Here is an 18236-nt window from a genome sequence, read left to right as displayed (position 1 = left end):
GATATAGAAGTGTTCTTGTTAGAAATGAAGTAAAATTAGCTTGTTTTTTTAGAGCGGTTCTTCATGGTAACCAGTTTTTGTCAGTTTCTTCTTGTCATTTCATCTTGTGTGATATAACCATCTTTGTTTTTGTCTCTATTCTGAAAATTTTGTTTTAGATTTCCTTTGGCTTCAGATATGGATATTTTCCCATCATTATTGGAGTCCATTTTTTTGAGCATATCACTAAAATTTGCAGATTTTTTACCTCCTTGATTTTGTGATGATTGTTGTCTTTGCTGTGGTTTATTTTGCCCTTGGACTGTTTGCTGTTTTCTTCCTCCACCAATTTTAAAATCATTACTTGGTGTTCCCATAAAACACCTGCTAGCGGAAGGAAATTCGTCAGAAACTACATAATAATATGTGCCATTTGGAAATTCTGGAGTTACTCCAGTTCTTCCGTTGCATTCATCTAAATCGCCATAGTCATTCTGGTATTCGTAATCACGCACATATTTTCCAGAGTACGTTCCATTTGGTGCAGAAATACCATCACCTGGTCTTTCACCTCGTTTTAAAATATAACTAGATTTTAATTGAATAACACGGCTATTTGCATCCATTGGGTCTGCATAACCCATTTTATAATACATCGGATATCCATCAGCAGCCCAACCCACTAAAGACATTTTGTTGTTATCAAAATTGGCAACCAAACCAGTAGGTGTTCCATGGTAATGGTATTCTCCATTGGGTTGAACATGGGCATTGTTATAATCTTCACCTAAGTTAACTTCTTCACTCAAAGGTTCTAGCGTCCATTCGTAATTAGGTTCATTTGATTCTACGTTTCTAAAATATTCGTTGGCAGAAGGCTCAAATTTTACGCCGTTAATAGCAACACCAAATACATAACTTGGTCTTCCCTTATCAATTCCTAAATCATAAACATAGGTGATTTTGTTTGCTAATGTTGGTGTCAAATCAATAGAATATTCCTTGTTTTGTTCTGTAATTGTGTTTGGATTTCCTTTAGTAGGAAATTGACCAACAGTATGATTTGGAATGGCATTGGATTTTATAATTCTAACATCGTTCTTTTTATCTTCTGTTATAGAAACTTCACTTTGAAGTGGTAATTTTTCCTTGTTAGAGTTCTTTATTTCTGGCAAGTGTTCATTATTGTGCGAGTGTGATATGCCATTATGATTATGAATATCATTTACTAAGGGTAATACCATCAGGTCTTTAGCATATAGAACTGTGCCCACATAGTTTTTGCGAATTTCTGCAGTTGTGTTTTCTTCATCAACATTTGTAAAGTTGAAATGCGTTAATACTAAATTTTTAACATTGGCTTCTTTTGCCATTAGTGAACTTTCCTTCAAATTGACGTGTGCTTTTTCTTTAGTCTTAGTATCGCTTCTATTTTTATTATTTCTTGTAGTATTTCTATTTTTTCCTAATTCAATAGCTCCACCAGAATCCATTATTAAATAATCGGCATTGTTAGCCAAAATAGGTAAGGATTGCGAGTATGTTAAATCTCCAGAAATTACAATAGATTCACCACCTGCATCAAAACGATAGGCTAAGGTTTCTATCGTATGATTTACAGCGGTATATGTGATTTTTATATCTCCTATGTTTAATGGGGTGTTTCCTGTCAAGTTTTTAGCGATGAAGTTGGCTTTAACATTACTTAATCTTCGTCCTGACTTTGAGAGTCTATATTCAATATCTTCCTCATAACTTTCAAGAATATTATCAATTATTGAGGTTGTTTGTTTTGGACCAGCAATAATTATTTTATTTCTGCCTAGCAGCGATTGAATAAAAATAGGGGCAAACTCCTCGTTGTGATCTAAATGATGATGAGTAAAAAGCAAACCATCAAGGTCTTTAACTTTTAGGTTCAATTTGTTGAGATTGGCTTGAGTACCATTCCCCATATCTATCAAAATATTCGTGTCTTTATAGGATATTAATACCGCAGGTCCAGAACGTTCTGTATTAAATTTAGGAGAACCAGATCCAATTATGGTAGCGGTTAATTGGTTGTTGTTTTCTTGAGCAAAGAGCTGTTGACATAAACAAATGAGTATTAAAACTAAGTAATTTTTCATTATAAACATTTTGTTTATTCGACACTTTTTTTTCTAAATAGTTTAATTTAAAAAAGAGATAAATTACTGTTTATGTGCAGTTTTAATGCTTGTAAACACAACAAAGCATGCAAGGCAATTTACGATCGGATAGTAGCCAAAGGAAAGAGTAAAAAACTAGCCTTAATAGCTGTCTGTAACAAGCTCTTAAAAAAGGCTTTTGCCATAGCAAAATCAGGATTAATATATGATGATGGATATAGAAGTGTATTGGTTAGAAATGAAGTGAAATTCACTTGTTTTTTACCACAGTTCTTTGTTGTGGTGCGTTATTATATAATTTCACAATACTTTTAATTTCAAAATATTTGTATTCGTTATCGATGATTCGTTTATAAATTTCAGGTTTGTCTTTAAGTAACTCCAGATATTTTTCTTTTTTGTCGACAGCTATAAATTCTTTGAAGTCTTTAGTCAAATAACTTTGTCCTTTTTTTAAATCACGATACATTGAAATTTCTCCCTCAATCATTTCAACAAGGTGTTTTAACTTGTTTTTAATTTGAACATTTTTATATGTTCTATTATTAATTTTGAACTCAATTAATTCTTTAGGGTCATAACTTGATTCTGTTCCGCTTTTTGAAATGAAATTGACTTTGTCACTCAAAACAAATCTTCCGTTCATTTTTATTGAACCAAAAATTGTATCTTTTTCTTTCTTAATTACATAACCTTGAGCATATCCGCTTTTTAATGTAGTATCTATGCGTTTTTCAAAGTCAGATTTATTTTCGATTGAGATATTCGCTAAATCAACAAGTAACTCTATGTCCTCAAATGTATAATTGTTCTTTTTAATGAGTTGATACAAAGTATGTTCTTTTCCTAAAATCTGATAAAAACTCCATTTGAAATTTGAAGAGTAAAATTCCAATTGACCAGCACCTTGTATATCTCCAAATATATTGGTTATGAATCCACTTCCTTTAATGTTCGTATCAACATCAATAGGATAAATTTTGTCATTGTATTCTAGAAAAACTTGTCTTACATAATTCAAAGTAAATCTCGATTTCAAATGTGATTCTTTGTAATATGAGATTTTACCTTTTTTTACCTCCAAAAGAAATTCTGGAATACTTGTTTTGACAGAGGAAAACTTGAAATCTCCTCGCTTAAAACCTTTAGCCTCATTTGCTCTAAACCTCTGTTTACCATCTTTGTTTTCTATGTAGACTGTTGTATTGGTTTTCCATTCAATTTTCCCATAAATAGTGTCGTTTTCGTTTGTCACTAAATAATCTTGTGAAAAACAAATGGATGAGAAAAAACAAAATATCAACACAATTATTATTCGAAAGTATTTATTCATAAACTTTTAGGTTTTCAGTATGAAGCGGTTTGCTCTAATGACGCACAAAGTTCAGTATAAGAAACGTAGGGCAGGTGATAAGCACCTTCGTTTCGGTTTATTACTTAGCTAAATATAAATATTTTGCTTTTATCTTTTCTATTATAAATGCCAAATTTTATATTTAGCGGACTTTATAAATAAACACAGACTTTCGGTTAAGCCACAAATGCCCTATGTTTTTTATACCGTGTTAGCAATAATTTTTTTATTTCTTTTGTGTTGCTCAATCTTATATATTATTGCTGTCAAAGGAAATAAAGTCAGTAATAATAAACTCCCAAGTCCTAGTGAATAGTCTTGAATCGGAAATGATAATGAAGCTATAGCTCCGAAAAAATACAAGAGAAAAATAATTAACATCAAAATCAGAAGAGTTTTTTTCCAGATAATTTTTTTATTAATTTGATATCCGATTATTAAAATCAGAATAGGTATATAAAATAAAAACAAATCAACTTCTTGAAATATGTAATTCGGAATCCAATGCAACTGTTCCATTTCGTGGGTATGACTGTATGAATACGAGTAAGGAACAATCAAAATCAGTAAAACTATTAGATTCAGCAAGCTAATCGTTTTGTTATTCGTTATATAATTCCAGATTTTTTTTGTCATTCCAAATTATTGCTAACGTGTTTGTGTATGATTTCGTTGCGTGTTTAAGCACTAAAGTTAGCAAATAAATCACAGATAGAAAGTCCGCGAGGACTTTCGTAATAAGGCTAGAAGCCAGCAATTAATTATACATGATTTACTTGAACTATGCAGTTATGCTGGATTAATACCTATAATAAGGCAAAGCGGAACGAGCATAAATGGAAGAGCTCGAATAAGTAAAATAGGTAAACAGAAGTTAAGAAACCTACTGTTTATGTGCAGTTTTAATGCTTGTAAATACAACAAAGCATGCACGGCAATTTACGATCGAATAGTAGCCAAAGGAAAGAGTAAAAAACTAGCCTTAATAGTTGTCTGTAATAAGCTCTTAAAACAGGCTTTTGCCATAGCAAAATCAGGATTAATATACGATGATGGATATAGAAGTGTACTGGTTAGAAATTAAGTGAAATTCGCTTGTTTTTTACCACAGTTCTTTGTTATGTGTCGTTAATTCCGCTCTGTGTTTTCATCGTTACAAGAGTTATAAAAATCTATTATTTCAATAATATCATCTGTCTTGTATTCTTTATCTTTTATTTTTTTAATTAGTTCTTCGCATCCTTTAAAAAACTTTTCAGCATATTTTCTAAGTTTTCTATTTGAATAAATAAATTGTAATTCATCAGAGTCATCTATTTTCAATAGATACTTAGGATTCTTTACCTGCATCAAATACTTTTTTATTTCTGAATTTGAGCGATAAGGTTGATTAATAAAATCCGTGCCGAAAGATAGAAAATCTCCTATGTTACTTCTGTCAACATCTTTATAAAACAAACTTAAGTCATTACTAGAATTGACATAAATATCATATTTCGAACGATGTAATAATTCTACAAATTTTAGATATTTATTAGCGTTAGTTTTTTTGTAATAAAATTCTCGTTGGTTAGGCGTATCTTTTGATAATACAATTTTTTTTATCTTTTTGTAATCAATTTTCTTTTTACCTTTTTGACTTTCATCTAATTTAAATCTTACACGAAATGCTGAATCTTCTAATTTTATAAAGCCATCTCTAATACTATCATTTTGCATTATGATTGTTCCTTTTATGTAAGGATTTATTCTCATTTCTAATTGTGCATTAACAAAGCAGCAACATAGAAGGAGAATTAAAGTTATATAATGTTTTCTCATCTCAGTTTTTTTTAATGACACATAACGTTAAGTATAAGAAATCGTAGGGCAGGTGATAAGTACTTACGTTTCGGTTTATTACTTAGCTAAATATAAATATTTTGCTTTTATCTTTTCTGTTATAAACGCCAAATTTTATATTTAGCGGACTTTATAATTAAACACAGACTTTCGGTTAAGCCACAAATGCCCTATGTTTTTTTATACACTGTTGTGAGTAGTTATTTTTTTAATAGATTTTCTAATAGTTCGGTTGTTTTAGGATTACTAGGTCGATAACCATTGTCTGTGTGTATTATTTCCCCTTTTTGGTTAATTATTGTATAAGTTGGAAAACCATTAAGAGAAAATAGATTTGTTAAATCTTCTATCTGGTTTTTCTCAATAAAGTAATGTTTACCTTCTAACTTATATTTTGAAATTGTCGATTTCCATTGTGCTTTCTCAGATTTATAGCATAAAAACACAAACTCAATTTTACCATCAAATTGACTCATTAATTTTGGGGTATTTTCCTTGAATTCAGATAAACAAGGTTGACACCAAGTTGCCCAATTATCAATGTAAATCGGTTTTCCATTAGCTTCTGATATAATTGTTTGAAGTAAGCTGTCAATGTTAGATGATGAATATTCTTTTAAGTTTATTTTATCGGTAAATTGTGGGTTGTTAATTCGCTTTTTTAAACTCTCATATTTTTCTTTTAAAGAACTCTCAAAATCGGTTTTAAACAGAATGCTATCTATTACTATTCTATTGTCTTCATATAATTCTATATTTTCTATATTTAGATTTGATTTTGTGAAATCATTTACCATTAACTTTAGTAATTCAGGTTTATCAGAATATATTTCAATTATCTTTTTGAGATAGAAGCTGTATGTTTCATTTGGTTCCAAATTAGAAGCTCCTTTTTGTGAATATATTAAAGTATTATCTAAAAGCTTTTTAGGAATACTGTTAGATGCGATAGTATTTATCCTATGTTTTTGTAAAACTTGCGGTATATCATTTATGTTGAATTTAGTTAACCGTGTTAAGTCGTTATTTTTTAATTCCAATTTAAGGTCATTTTTATAGTCAAAATAAAATTCAAATAGACTATAATTGTTTGGTAGAGCAAATAATTTCTGAGCCTCTAACCAATTTGTAAAAGGTTTTGAGAATGAATCATTAGATAGTAAACTGTCACAGTAACTAGATTGAACTAAATAAATACTATCACGATATGTTTTAAATTCGTTTGGATTTAGATTTCTTCGATTGTTTTGAAATATCTCATAATCGATTGGGTCATTATAAAAAAAGTCTATAACATTTTTATTTATATTAGCTGCAGTTCCAGAAACTTTAAGATGCTCTAAAATGTCTTTTCTACGTTTAGATTTCGCATCAATTTCTAGAAACAAACTATCTCCAGGCCTAACGATTAAATCTATGATTGTATTGTGAATTAACATTACACCTTGTTGCTCGGTGATTTCAAATTCAAATTTAAACCTTCCTAAACTATCTAATTGTTTTTCAGTATTTGTAATGTCCTTTGTTATATAGTCTTGAACATATATTCCAATATTAGACAAAGAATCTACAGACTGAAAATTATAAAATTCTCCAGCAATTATTACAGATTGGCTAATCTCGGAATTTTTTTCATCAACATTTTCTTTACAGCTAAATATTAAGAAAATTATCAGAAATATTGGGAAAATAGAATTGAATTTAGTCATTTAAAATAATTTTGTAGGTTGGCGATTAATTACTCACAACGGTCAAAGGTATAAGGCGTGTGAGGCGTTTTGCTTTGTATCCCAATGTTAGAGATGTTAATTTAGGATTTTAAAGATAGATTAATTTTGAATTATACAGCCTCACAGGTAGCCTTTAAAACGCCTGATAAGCTTTATGCTTTGTTCACGCCAGTTATTTGTGGCAGCATGACAAAAGCAAGTATGCACCGGATTTAAGACGAGGTGTTTTACACCTTTGCCTGTTCAGGCCAATTAGTAGTTTGGGAGTCTTAAAACAGGCTTTTGCTATAGCAAAATCAGGATTAATATACGATGACGGATATAGAAGTGTACTGGTTAGAAATTAAGTGAAATTCACTTGTTTTTTTAGTGCAGTTCTTTGTTAGGCACAGTATTTTAATATTTTTTCTTTTCCGACATTTTAAAATTCGTTAAAGAAATTAGATAATCGCAAGCGTTATAAAAATTCCCTTTACTTGGTGACCAAACACTAACTACTCTATAATCGTTTTTATTAACTCCTTCCATTATCCATTCAGAACCATCATTTCCGATTGAGCTACGACCTAAATCCATATTCCAAAAATCCGCTTTTCCGATAAGTTGGATAAATTCAGTCCATTCTTTTTCGGTTAGTATTTTCAGTCGCTCAATTTCTATTTCTCCTGGTTCGTATCCACCAGTACCATTTAGCAATTTCCAATAAAGAATATATCTGTCATTTCTTTTTTCAATTCTAAAGGTCATTGGTTTGTCAAATGTCCTTAACCAAGTAAAACGATAAATTTCTTTGTCAATTTTTCTATTAAACAACAAAGGTTCTTTCATTGCGTGAAGATGTTTTGAATACCAATCCACAACAAATTCGTCATAAGTCCCCTTTATTGTTTTTGTTTTAATCGTATAACTTGAGTCATTTTTCTTAATCCAATCAGTACTAACTTCAGGAAACATTTCTTTCGGAAAATAAGGTTGATTTAAATCAGTCGGAACATTTAAACTATCAACTTTGATTGTCGAGTCGACAAATTTTTCAATCGATTGGCTAAATCCGGTTTGGGCCAGAAATAATGTCAAAATTCCAATTGATAAAATTAGTCTCAAAGTTTTGTTCATATTGTACCTAACGTGTTTGTGTATGGTTAGTTGCGTGGTTAAGCGACTAATTTAGTAAATAATTACGGACAAAGAAAGTCCGCGAGGATTTTCGTAAGTTGGCGAGAACAAGCCATTAATTATACACGTTGTTCTACACCGTTTTTATTCTTTTTCAAATTCCCATTCCATATTTAAAAATTCGTAAATAATTCTTAATGAATGTTCAAAAGAATTTTTGCTTTCTATTTTAGTTCCTTTTTTTACTGATACTCCTAATTTCTGTTTCAGCCTATTATTTAATAAATCTCGTTGATTTAAAGTTAATTCAGAAAACTGTTTGTCTTCTTTTTTATTAGGATTACTTTTTACTAAAGTCATACAAATTCCAAGAGAAATTTCTCTATAAAAGTTTGACGTAAATTTATTTTGTTCAACTAAAGATTTATTTTTTTTCTTTAATTCTTTCTCTGAATACTTTGAATTCGTTACATAATTCAAATATTCGTAGTTCATTTTAACCAAATCAGTCGTTAAATTTGTTAAATCAGTTGCTACTTCTTTGATATTGCTATTTTCACTTTTAGTATGTTTTGATAGTTTATTTAAAGAGAATAAAACTAATTCATTATTATACGTTGTAATATTGGTTTTTAATATTTCAGAATTTGTATTGTTTTCGAGTATTGAATAGAATTCATTGATGCTTTCATTTAACTTTGAAAATACTTCCACACAATCGTTTAGAAAGTCAAATTGTTCATTAACTGAAGTGATTTTTGCGGTCTTTTTATAAATCAAATAATATTTCTTTTCATATTCAACTTTCATTTCCGTTTCTGTCAGTTCAATAATTTTGTCAGAAGATGCATCAAGAAAATTCCCATTATTATCTTTTCTCCATTTTTTATTAGGTAACAATTTTTGGGTTTGAAGTATTAGTCTTCCTTGTCTTGAATCTTTTGGAATGACCATTTCATATTCGATTTCGTTTTCGGATTTTATCCTCCAATTACCTGTATCTGAATTTTCAGGTGTGAAAACTTTGATGTAAGTTCCATCTTTATTTATAGTAATTTCTGGTCCACTTGCAACAATTTTCATTTCTTTTCCATTTGGATACTTTCTAATAGTATGTTGGATAGAATTATACTCTTTGTCAATGGTTTTTATATATTCCCATTTTCCAATAAGAGTTCGTTCCGATTTAGTAATATCAATTCCGCTTTCGTTTTGTCCGAATGCAATTGCTGAAATAAAAAGCGATAATGTTATTAGTATTCTCATAGTTTCTTTAAATGGTGTAGAACGGGCAAAGGTATAAGGCGTGTGAGGCGTTTTGCTTTGTATCCCAATGTTTGAGATGTTAGTTTAGGATTTTAAAGATATACTAATTTTGAATTATACAGCCTCACAGATAGCCTTTAAAACGCCTGATACGCTTTATGCTTTGTTCACGCCAGTTATTTGTGGCAGCATGACTAAAACAAGTATGCACCGGATTTAAGACGAGACGTTTTACGCCTTTGCCCGTTCAGGCCAATTAGTAGTTTGGGAGTCTAAAAACAGGCTTTTGCTATAGCAAAATCAGGATTAATATACGATGACGGATATAGAAGTGTACTTGTTAGAAATTAAGTGAAATTCGCTTGTTTTTTACCACAGTTCTTTGTTGTACAACGTTTTTTATTCACAGGTTGATTTTAATCTTTTTTTTCCATTTTCTTCAACTAATTCGTATCCATTATCTAACATTGGCTGGAAACTTTTTCTTCCAGTAAAGTGCCATAATAAATGTCCGTAAATGGGGCTCACCTCTTACCTTTCCGAACAGAGAAGTTAAGCCCATTTGCGCAGATGGTACTGCTATTTGTGGGAGAGTATGTCGCCGCCTTCTTTTAAACCCTTGTCAATTAGACAAGGGTTTTTTTGTTTATACATGTCTTATCCTAACATTGATACACAATAAAACTACAGTGTAATGGAAACACTTGTAATTATTAGTTATGTGTATGGTACCTCTAAATTTCTTTCGCTTTTGTTTGATTATCAGGTAGTGGATTTAAATGAATCAGGACAACTTATTAGGTTGTATTCCTATTTTAAAATGTTATACTTTAACTAGATTAAGAATTACCATATGCTTGGATAAATATGAAACTTTTGATTTAGGAAACGTATATGTATGAAACTTTTTTAGAGAACACCTAAATACTAAATTATGGCTTTAGAATCAAAAACTAGAGTTGAACATCTAGTAGAATGATCAATTAAGAAAGTAATAGTTTTTGATATGCTAGTTGGCAAAGTAGAATAAGCATATGATATCAAGATCAGAAAAATTTATAAGCTTAAATTTTCGAAGATTTCTAAGAAAAACATATGTTGATAATAGTTTCTGTCTTAAATTTTTTAGTCAATCTAGATAAAAGATTTTGTAATTAAATCTTGAATTGTATTATAATGAAAAAAATATAGTTGTTTCTAGTAGAGAAAACAGTTGTAGTATAGGAATTGTTAAATTATAATTTTTTTTTGGTTTCATTACTCATTACTCATTACTCAATTTGATAATAGAAATATTTTGTTTTTTTTGATTTCGTTATTTTGAGTAGATTACTAAACTATTCAAGAAGCTAGGATATTTTATTTCTTATTTAATGTGACTGGCTTTTGCCACTTAAGTTGTTCGGTATTTCACTTTCGCGAAAGCGATATTAAAAATTTAAACTGTCAAATATTAATTTTGGGTTTATGGGTTGCTGATATAGTTTGAGTATATATGAGCACAAAAAAAAGCTCAATTACGCCAGTGACGTTATTGAGCTTTGATTTACTACGATCATAATGCGAGCATTGCTTTTAATAATCGATGGAAAAATATTTTTTTACTAAGCTTTGAATAATGGTAATCCTTCAGTTATGGTGTATACTTCGTCTTCTAGTTTAGATAAATTATCTGGATTACCTGTTAAACAACGATCTATTAGATCAACGATAGTTTTCATACTATCTTCTTTTAGACCTCTTGTCGTTATTGCTGCTGTACCAATACGAATTCCACTGGTTACAAATGGAGACTCTGTATCAAAAGGAACCATGTTTTTGTTTACAGTGATGTGTATTTGTCCTAGTAATGCCTCAGCTTCTTTACCGTTAATGTTTTTATTTCTTAGGTCTATAAGCATCATGTGATTATCTGTACCACCTGAAATAATATCATAACCTCTAGCAACAAATTCTGCTGCCATAACTTCTGCATTTTTCTTTACTTGAACCATGTAGTGTAAGAAATCTTCTGAAAGTGCCTCTTTAAACGCTACTGCTTTTGCTGCTATAATGTGTTCTAAAGGTCCGCCTTGATTACCTGGAAATACCCCACTGTTTAGTAAGCTAGACATTTTCTTTAAGTTTCCATTTTTTAATTTCTGACCGAATGGATTTTCAAAATCTTTACCCATTATAATCATTCCTCCTCTAGGACCTCTCAAAGTTTTATGTGTAGTAGTTGTGCAAATGTGTGCATGAACTACTGCGTCCATCATGATTCCTTTGGCGATAAGACCTGCAGGATGTGCAATGTCTGCCATAAGAATTGCACCTACTTTGTCTGCGATATCTCTAAACCTTTTATAATCTATTTCTCTACTATAAGCTGAAGCACCAGCGATAATTAGTTTAGGCTGTTCTTTTACAGCTATTTCTTCTATTTTATCGTAGTCTAATCTACCAGTTTCTTTTTCAACACCGTAAAAGGCGTTTTTGTAGAGTTTACCTGAAAAGTTAACTGGTGAACCATGTGTTAGGTGACCTCCATGAGATAGATCAAAACCTAGAATTTTATCTCCAGGATTCAAACAGGCATGATATACAGCTGTGTTAGCCTGGCTACCAGAGTGTGGTTGCACATTTATATATTCTGCATTAAATAATTCTTTAGCTCTGTCGATAGCGATATTCTCTATTTCATCGACTACCTCGCATCCTCCATAATATCTTTTTCCAGGATATCCTTCGGCATATTTGTTAGTTAAAATAGAACCTGCAGCAGCAAGTACATCATCACTTACATAGTTTTCACTAGCAATTAATTCGATACCTTTTGTTTGACGGATTCTCTCATCTTCAATCAAGTTAAAGATTTCATTATCGTTGTAAGCCATTTTAAATATTTTGTTACAAAAATAAGCTACATATGCTATCAACCAATTCTTATATAATATATTTGAATACTACTTTTTAACAAGAAATCAAGATACAGATGCCTAATAAAACAAATGACCCAAAGAGAAGTTCATGGATAGGATATAATAGAGATACTCATTTCCCTATTCAAAATATACCATTCGGCGTTTTCCTTACTAGGGATAACGTTATTACTATAGGTACTAGAATAGGCGATTATGCCATAGATCTAGGTGCATTGCAGGAGATGGGTTACTTTGAGAGTGTGCCATTAACTGACGATATGTTTATGCAGGACACACTTAATGATTTTATTTCTGACGGGAAGAAAACGTGGCGTCTTGTGCGTAATAGAATAGGTGATATCTTTGATAAAGAAAATTCTGAACTACGTGATAATAAATCTGATAGAGACCGTATAATCTTTCCTATCGACGAAGTGGAGATGCAGTTACCTGTTTTAATAGGTGATTATACTGATTTCTATAGTAGTAAAGAGCATGCTACAAATGTAGGTACAATGTTTAGAGATCCTGATAATGCACTTTTACCAAATTGGTTACACATGCCAGTAGCTTATCATGGTAGATCCAGTTCTGTTATACCTTCTAATATTTCTATACACCGACCACAAGGTCAGACTATGCCAGCAGGGTCAGAGCAACCAGTATTTGGTCCATCTAAATTAGTAGACTTTGAATTAGAAATGGCATTCATTACAACAGATGCTAATAATTTAGGACATCCAGTGCCTGTTAATGAGGCAGAGGATTATATTTTTGGTATGGTTATTCTTAACGACTGGAGCGCTAGAGATATTCAAAAGTGGGAATATGTTCCACTAGGACCATTTTTAGCAAAAAACTTTGCGAGTTCTATCTCTCCATGGATTGTAACGTTAGATGCATTAGAGCCTTTTAGAACTAATAGTCCTAAACGCGAGAAACCAGTTTTAGATTATCTAGATTCAAAAGAAGATAGCAGTTTTGATATCAATCTAGAGGTAGATATTACACCACAACAAGGAACACCTACCACAGTCTGTAAATCAAACTTTAAACATCTTTATTGGAATATTTCACAACAACTAGCGCATCATACGGTAAACGGTTGTTCTGTTAATAGTGGTGATTTAATGGGAAGCGGTACTATTTCAGGCCCTACTAAGGATTCTTATGGTTCGATGTTAGAATTAAGCTGGAGAGGTGAAAAGCCTATCCAACTTAATGATGGTACAGAGCGTAAATTCATTCAAGATTATGATACCGTTACCATGAGAGGTTACTGTCATAAAGGAGAACTACGTATAGGGTTTGGAGAAGTATCTAATACTCTTCTACCTATTTATGAGCCTAAGAAAAAGTAAATGAAAAAAACTATAATTTACCTTCTGTTTACTGTCTTAATTATCTCGTGTAGTAGTTTAAAAGAAACAGAAACTGCTTTAAACCAAGGTAACTATGACCAAGCGATAGATATCGCTGTTAATAAATTAATAGAAGGTAAAACAGCTAAAAGAAATCAAGAATACATACCTCTTTTAAAGCAAGCCTATATGAAGGCAGTTGCTCAGGACCAGGTTTTATTACAAAGGTGGCAGTTAGATAATAATCCTGCTGTACTAGAATCTATATATGAAACCTATGTAGGTATGGATCAACGACAGGATAAGATAAAACCTTTGTTGCCTTTAACCTTGATAAAAGAGAATGAAACAGTTGATTTTGACTTTGAAAATTACAATGCTAATATAATTGCATCTAAAAATGACCTTTCTGATTATTTACTTATTAATTCAAAAACGGCTCTGAGAACTGCAAATACTATAGAAGCAAGAAGTGTCTATAATGATTTGATTTATTTAGAAAAGATCAATCCTAATTTTAAAGATACTCGTGATTTAATGAAAAAAGCCCTAGAGAAAGGAACTCATTACATTATGGTAAATCTTAAAAATCAGTCACAAACAGTATTGCCACAATTGCTAGAAGAAGAATTACTTAATTTCTCTACCTATGGTATTAACGATCAGTGGACTCAATATCATAACAACGAGATAGTAGAGTTGGATTATGATTATAACATAGATATAATTATAGACCGCATTGTTATGTCTCCAGAACAAGTTTCTAAAAAAGAGTTGCATAAAGAAAGACTCGTACAAGATGGCTATATCTATGAATATGATGCAAATGGCAACGTGAAAAAGGACAGTTTAGGTAACGATATAAAAAGAGATAAATTTGTCACCATTAAGGCTAGTGTCGTTCAAAATACGCAATTTAAAGAATCAAACGTTAATGCAGTTGTTCAGTTAATTGATAATAGAACATCGCAAACAGTAGATCGTTTCCCTGTAGCTAGTAACTTTATTTTCACCTATATCTATGGTTCTGTTTATGGGGATAGAAGAGCTCTTGATGCAAATTATCTAGAAACTTTGAATCCTAGATCTGTGAACTTTCCGACAGATGAGCAAATGATTTACGACACCGGTGAAGACCTAAAGTATAAAATAAAACAGATTCTAAATAATCTTAATTATAATTAGATGGTGTGTTTCGCTTTCGCGAAAGCGAAACATGCATTAAGATCCTACTTACTTTAAAATCTTAGGATTTATTTCACAGTTCAACTCCTATATTTGAGGAGACTATAAATCTATGAGTTCAAAACACCAATCTTACACGTCTATTAGATATTTTTCAGATTTAATGTCTGATTATCTCGATCAAAAAGAACATGTAAAACCTTTATATCATCGATTTCCAAAATTAGACAATTTTAGAGATCAGATAGTTGAGAAAAAAAAGGAATGGGATCCACTACAGAATAGAAGAGAAGTCTTGCAAGACGTACTTGTGTCGCAGTACGAGAGTATAGAAGATAAAGATAAAACGCAATTAAACATTAATTTGCTGGGTAAACAACATACGTTTACCGTAACTACTGGGCACCAGCTCAATTTATTTACAGGACCATTATATTTTTTATATAAAATAATATCTACCATTAATTTATGTAAAACACTATCACATAAATATCCAGAGTATAATTTTGTTCCGGTATACTGGATGGCAACTGAAGATCATGATTTTGAAGAGATTCAATATTTTAATTATGGTGATAAAAAGGTAGTTTATAACCGTGATTCTTATGGTGGTGTAGGAAGGCTTTCTACAGATGGTCTGGAAGATGTTCTAGAAGTTTTTAAAAAACTGTTAGGTAAACATGACAATGCTCAAAAAGTAATAAGTCTTTTTGAAAAAGGGTATTTAAATAATTCTAACCTTGCAAATGCGACTAGAGTAATAGCGCATGAATTATTTAAAGAAGATGGCCTCGTAATTCTAGATGCAGATGATAGCAAATTAAAAGCACTTGCAATTCCTTATTTTAAAGAAGAATTAATCTCCCAGACTAGTTTTAAGGAGGTGAGTCATACCTTAGATAGCTGGCCACATGAATATAAAGTACAAGTTAATCCTCGAGAGATTAATTTATTCTACTTAACTGATTCTTATCGCAAACGTATAATAGAAAAGGATGGTGCTTATTCTATAGATGATTCTAACATTGCATTTACAAAAGAAGAGATTCTTAAAGAATTACAAGATCATCCAGAAAGATTTTCACCTAATGTTATTATGAGGCCACTTTATCAAGAAGTAGTGCTTCCTAATTTGTGTTATATAGGTGGTGGTGGTGAGATGGCATACTGGTTAGAATTGAAGCAGTATTTTAATTCGCAACAAGTAACATTCCCTATACTACTCATGCGCAACTCTGCTTTATTAGTTACTTCAAAGCAATTAGATAAAGTAAACAGGTTAAAATTAGAGATCTGGGATTTATTTAAAGAAGATCATGAGTTAACGACGCTCTTAACTAATAAAATAAGCGACATAGAGATAGATTTTACTACTCAAAAAGAACATCTTAAAAAGCAGTTTGAAGAACTTTTTAAAATCGCAAGATTAACAGAGCAGTCTTTTGAAAATGCGGTAAAGGCTCAAGAGCATAAGCAAATTAAAGGTCTAGAACATCTAGAGTCTAGACTGCTCAAAGCGCAAAAGAGAAAACTTAAAGATCATTTAGATAGAGCACTGGAGCTTAAAAAAGAGTTGTTTCCTAATGATAGTCTACAAGAAAGGCAAACTAACTTTTCATTATTTTATCAAGAATACGGGCCTTCTTTTATTTCTAAAATTAAAGAAAGTCTAGATCCTCTAGATCAGAGATTTAGTGTCATAGAATTGTAACAGTCTAGAAAGCTAATAAGAGACCTGATTTTTCTTTTGAAAACACGTTAACAAAAGTGTGTCATATCCTTAAACTTTAGATATTAAAAAAGTAAATTTGCTCATGCAACACGACAAGATATTAATATTAGATTTTGGATCGCAATACACACAATTAATTGCGCGCAGAGTAAGAGAATTAAACATCTATTCTGAAATCCACCCTTTCAACAAAGTTCCTACAGATTTAGATCAGTATAAAGCTATCATTCTTTCCGGCAGTCCTATGTCTGTAAGATCTGAAGACGCTTTTCATGTAGATCTTAATGAAATAAGAGGTAAGAAGCCTCTTCTGGGAGTTTGTTATGGCGCGCAGTATTTAGCACATTTTCATGGAGGTGAAGTAGGTGCGTCTAGCACTAGAGAATATGGTCGTGCAAATTTATCTTTTGTAGAAAATGATTTGTTCTTAGAAGGTATAGAAGCTGGTAGTCAAGTATGGATGAGTCATAGTGATACTATTAAGCAATTGCCAGAAAACGGTATGTTACTCGCTAGTACTCATGACGTGAAAAATGCAGCCTATAAAATACAAGGTGAATCTACCTATGCGATACAGTTTCATCCAGAGGTATATCATTCTACAGATGGTAAGCAGCTGTTAGAGAATTTCTTAATAAAGATTGCAAACGTTACACCAGACTGGACTCCAGATAGTTTTGTTGAAGAAACTGTAGATCAATTACAAAAACAAATCGGAGAAGATCGTGTGGTTTTAGGTCTTTCTGGAGGAGTAGATTCTTCGGTTGCAGCGATGTTATTGCACAAAGCGATAGGTAAAAACCTCTACTGTATTTTTGTAAATAATGGATTATTGCGTAAAGATGAGTACACTCAAGTCTTAAAGCAATATGAAGGTATGGGACTTAACGTAAAAGGAGTAGACGCTTCGGCACGATTTATGGATGCCCTTAAGGGATTAAGTGATCCAGAATTAAAACGTAAAGCAATAGGACGTGTATTTATAGAAGTTTTTGATGATGAGGCACACGAGGTTAAAAATGTAACCTGGCTCGCACAAGGTACTATCTATCCAGATGTGATAGAAAGTGTAAGTGCAACCGGTGGGCCTAGTGCGACTATAAAATCACATCACAATGTTGGTGGATTACCAGACTTTATGAAGCTTAAAATTGTAGAACCTTTAAAAGCACTATTTAAAGATGAAGTACGTAGAGTAGGTAAATCTATGGGTATGGCTGCAGAGCTTTTAGGTAGACATCCATTTCCTGGACCAGGGCTAGCTATTAGAATTCTAGGAGATATCACACCAGAAAAAGTAAGTATACTTCAAGAAGTTGATGCTGTTTTTATAAATAATTTAAAAAAATGGGATTTATACGATAAGGTATGGCAAGCCGGCGCTATTTTACTACCAGTAAATAGCGTAGGAGTAATGGGAGATGAGCGTACTTATGAAAAGTGTGTCGCTTTAAGAGCGGTAGAAAGTACAGACGGTATGACTGCAGACTGGGTAAACTTACCTTATGAGTTTTTGCAGGCAACTAGTAATGAAATAATAAATAAAGTTAAAGGCGTTAATAGAGTGGTGTATGACATCAGTTCAAAGCCGCCAGCAACTATAGAATGGGAATAAAAA

Annotated in this window: 12 protein-coding genes and 2 pseudogenes; 6 read left to right on the top strand and 8 right to left on the bottom strand. The window is 31.6% G+C overall.

The features are described from left to right. Positions 1–80 precede the first annotated feature (80 nt). Complete coding sequence (locus tag ACJJVJ_RS04250) at positions 81–2108, bottom strand: YHYH protein (RefSeq protein ID WP_405369246.1); 2028 nt, start codon at positions 2106–2108, stop codon at positions 81–83. A gap of 51 nt (positions 2109–2159) precedes the next feature. On the opposite strand from ACJJVJ_RS04250, the pseudogene ACJJVJ_RS04245 reads away from it, so the two are divergent. Beyond that, positions 2160–2366: pseudogene (locus ACJJVJ_RS04245) on the top strand (IS110 family transposase); the annotation flags it as partial. Positions 2367–2379: 13 nt separating this feature from the next. Here the strand turns inward: ACJJVJ_RS04245 and ACJJVJ_RS04240 are convergent. Together ACJJVJ_RS04240 and ACJJVJ_RS04235 are read right to left on the bottom strand one after the other, a co-directional pair. After that, the gene (locus ACJJVJ_RS04240) at positions 2380–3462 is read right to left on the bottom strand and encodes a hypothetical protein (protein ID WP_405369244.1); all 1083 of its coding nucleotides are present in this window, start codon (positions 3460–3462) and stop codon (positions 2380–2382) included. A gap of 222 nt (positions 3463–3684) precedes the next feature. Continuing rightward, positions 3685–4002: a hypothetical protein gene (locus tag ACJJVJ_RS04235; protein WP_405369242.1), complete on the bottom strand. Its 318-nt coding sequence runs from the start codon at positions 4000–4002 to the stop codon at positions 3685–3687. Positions 4003–4261: 259 nt separating this feature from the next. Between ACJJVJ_RS04235 and ACJJVJ_RS04230 the strand changes: the two are divergent. Then, a pseudogene (locus ACJJVJ_RS04230) lies at positions 4262–4567 on the top strand (transposase); the annotation flags it as partial. A 44-nt stretch (positions 4568–4611) separates the two neighbouring features. Here the strand turns inward: ACJJVJ_RS04230 and ACJJVJ_RS04225 are convergent. From ACJJVJ_RS04225 to glyA, 5 genes are all read right to left on the bottom strand, one after another. Further along, positions 4612–5304: a hypothetical protein gene (locus ACJJVJ_RS04225; protein WP_405369240.1), complete on the bottom strand. Its 693-nt coding sequence runs from the start codon at positions 5302–5304 to the stop codon at positions 4612–4614. Between the two features lie 221 nt (positions 5305–5525). Continuing rightward, the gene (locus ACJJVJ_RS04220; protein WP_405369238.1) at positions 5526–7034 is read right to left on the bottom strand and encodes a TlpA family protein disulfide reductase; all 1509 of its coding nucleotides are present in this window, start codon (positions 7032–7034) and stop codon (positions 5526–5528) included. 417 nt (positions 7035–7451) lie between these two features. Then, complete coding sequence (locus tag ACJJVJ_RS04215) at positions 7452–8159, bottom strand: hypothetical protein (protein ID WP_405369236.1); 708 nt, start codon at positions 8157–8159, stop codon at positions 7452–7454. A gap of 156 nt (positions 8160–8315) precedes the next feature. Next, the gene (locus tag ACJJVJ_RS04210) at positions 8316–9437 is read right to left on the bottom strand and encodes a hypothetical protein (RefSeq protein WP_405369234.1); all 1122 of its coding nucleotides are present in this window, start codon (positions 9435–9437) and stop codon (positions 8316–8318) included. Positions 9438–11041: 1604 nt separating this feature from the next. Next, positions 11042–12313, bottom strand: a complete 1272-nt coding sequence (gene glyA, locus ACJJVJ_RS04205) for a serine hydroxymethyltransferase (protein ID WP_405369232.1) — start codon at positions 12311–12313, stop codon at positions 11042–11044. 98 nt (positions 12314–12411) lie between these two features. On the opposite strand from glyA, the gene fahA reads away from it, so the two are divergent. From fahA to guaA, 4 genes are all read left to right on the top strand, one after another. Continuing rightward, a complete protein-coding gene (fahA, locus tag ACJJVJ_RS04200; RefSeq protein WP_104516183.1) occupies positions 12412–13701 on the top strand; it encodes a fumarylacetoacetase in 1290 nt (429 codons plus the stop codon). Beyond that, positions 13702–14886, top strand: coding sequence for a hypothetical protein (locus ACJJVJ_RS04195; protein ID WP_405369230.1), 1185 nt, complete (start codon positions 13702–13704; stop codon positions 14884–14886). It begins immediately after the preceding gene. A 112-nt stretch (positions 14887–14998) separates the two neighbouring features. Next, positions 14999–16597: a bacillithiol biosynthesis cysteine-adding enzyme BshC gene (gene bshC / locus ACJJVJ_RS04190; RefSeq protein WP_405369228.1), complete on the top strand. Its 1599-nt coding sequence runs from the start codon at positions 14999–15001 to the stop codon at positions 16595–16597. Between the two features lie 103 nt (positions 16598–16700). After that, complete coding sequence (guaA, locus tag ACJJVJ_RS04185) at positions 16701–18233, top strand: glutamine-hydrolyzing GMP synthase (protein WP_405369226.1); 1533 nt, start codon at positions 16701–16703, stop codon at positions 18231–18233. Positions 18234–18236 lie beyond the last annotated feature (3 nt).

It is taken from the genome of Nonlabens sp. Asnod2-A12, assembly GCF_045063745.1.
Lineage (GTDB): Bacteria > Bacteroidota > Bacteroidia > Flavobacteriales > Flavobacteriaceae > Nonlabens > Nonlabens xylanidelens.
Note: the sequence above shows the minus strand (reverse complement) of the source record. Positions and strands in the feature narration are given on the sequence as shown.

Bases quoted from the DNA above. Each gene is read 5' to 3' on its own strand.
- ACJJVJ_RS04250 (WP_405369246.1), bottom strand. From the start codon at position 2,108: ATGAAAAATTACTTAGTTTTAATACTCATTTGTTTATGTCAACAGCTC.
- ACJJVJ_RS04240 (WP_405369244.1), bottom strand. From the start codon at position 3,462: ATGAATAAATACTTTCGAATAATAATTGTGTTGATATTTTGTTTTTTC.
- ACJJVJ_RS04235 (WP_405369242.1), bottom strand. From the start codon at position 4,002: ATGGAACAGTTGCATTGGATTCCGAATTACATATTTCAAGAAGTTGAT.
- ACJJVJ_RS04225 (WP_405369240.1), bottom strand. From the start codon at position 5,304: ATGAGAAAACATTATATAACTTTAATTCTCCTTCTATGTTGCTGCTTT.
- ACJJVJ_RS04220 (WP_405369238.1), bottom strand. From the start codon at position 7,034: ATGACTAAATTCAATTCTATTTTCCCAATATTTCTGATAATTTTCTTA.
- ACJJVJ_RS04210 (WP_405369234.1), bottom strand. From the start codon at position 9,437: ATGAGAATACTAATAACATTATCGCTTTTTATTTCAGCAATTGCATTC.
- glyA (WP_405369232.1), bottom strand. From the start codon at position 12,313: ATGGCTTACAACGATAATGAAATCTTTAACTTGATTGAAGATGAGAGA.
- fahA (WP_104516183.1), top strand. From the start codon at position 12,412: ATGCCTAATAAAACAAATGACCCAAAGAGAAGTTCATGGATAGGATAT.
- ACJJVJ_RS04195 (WP_405369230.1), top strand. From the start codon at position 13,702: ATGAAAAAAACTATAATTTACCTTCTGTTTACTGTCTTAATTATCTCG.
- bshC (WP_405369228.1), top strand. From the start codon at position 14,999: ATGAGTTCAAAACACCAATCTTACACGTCTATTAGATATTTTTCAGAT.
- guaA (WP_405369226.1), top strand. From the start codon at position 16,701: ATGCAACACGACAAGATATTAATATTAGATTTTGGATCGCAATACACA.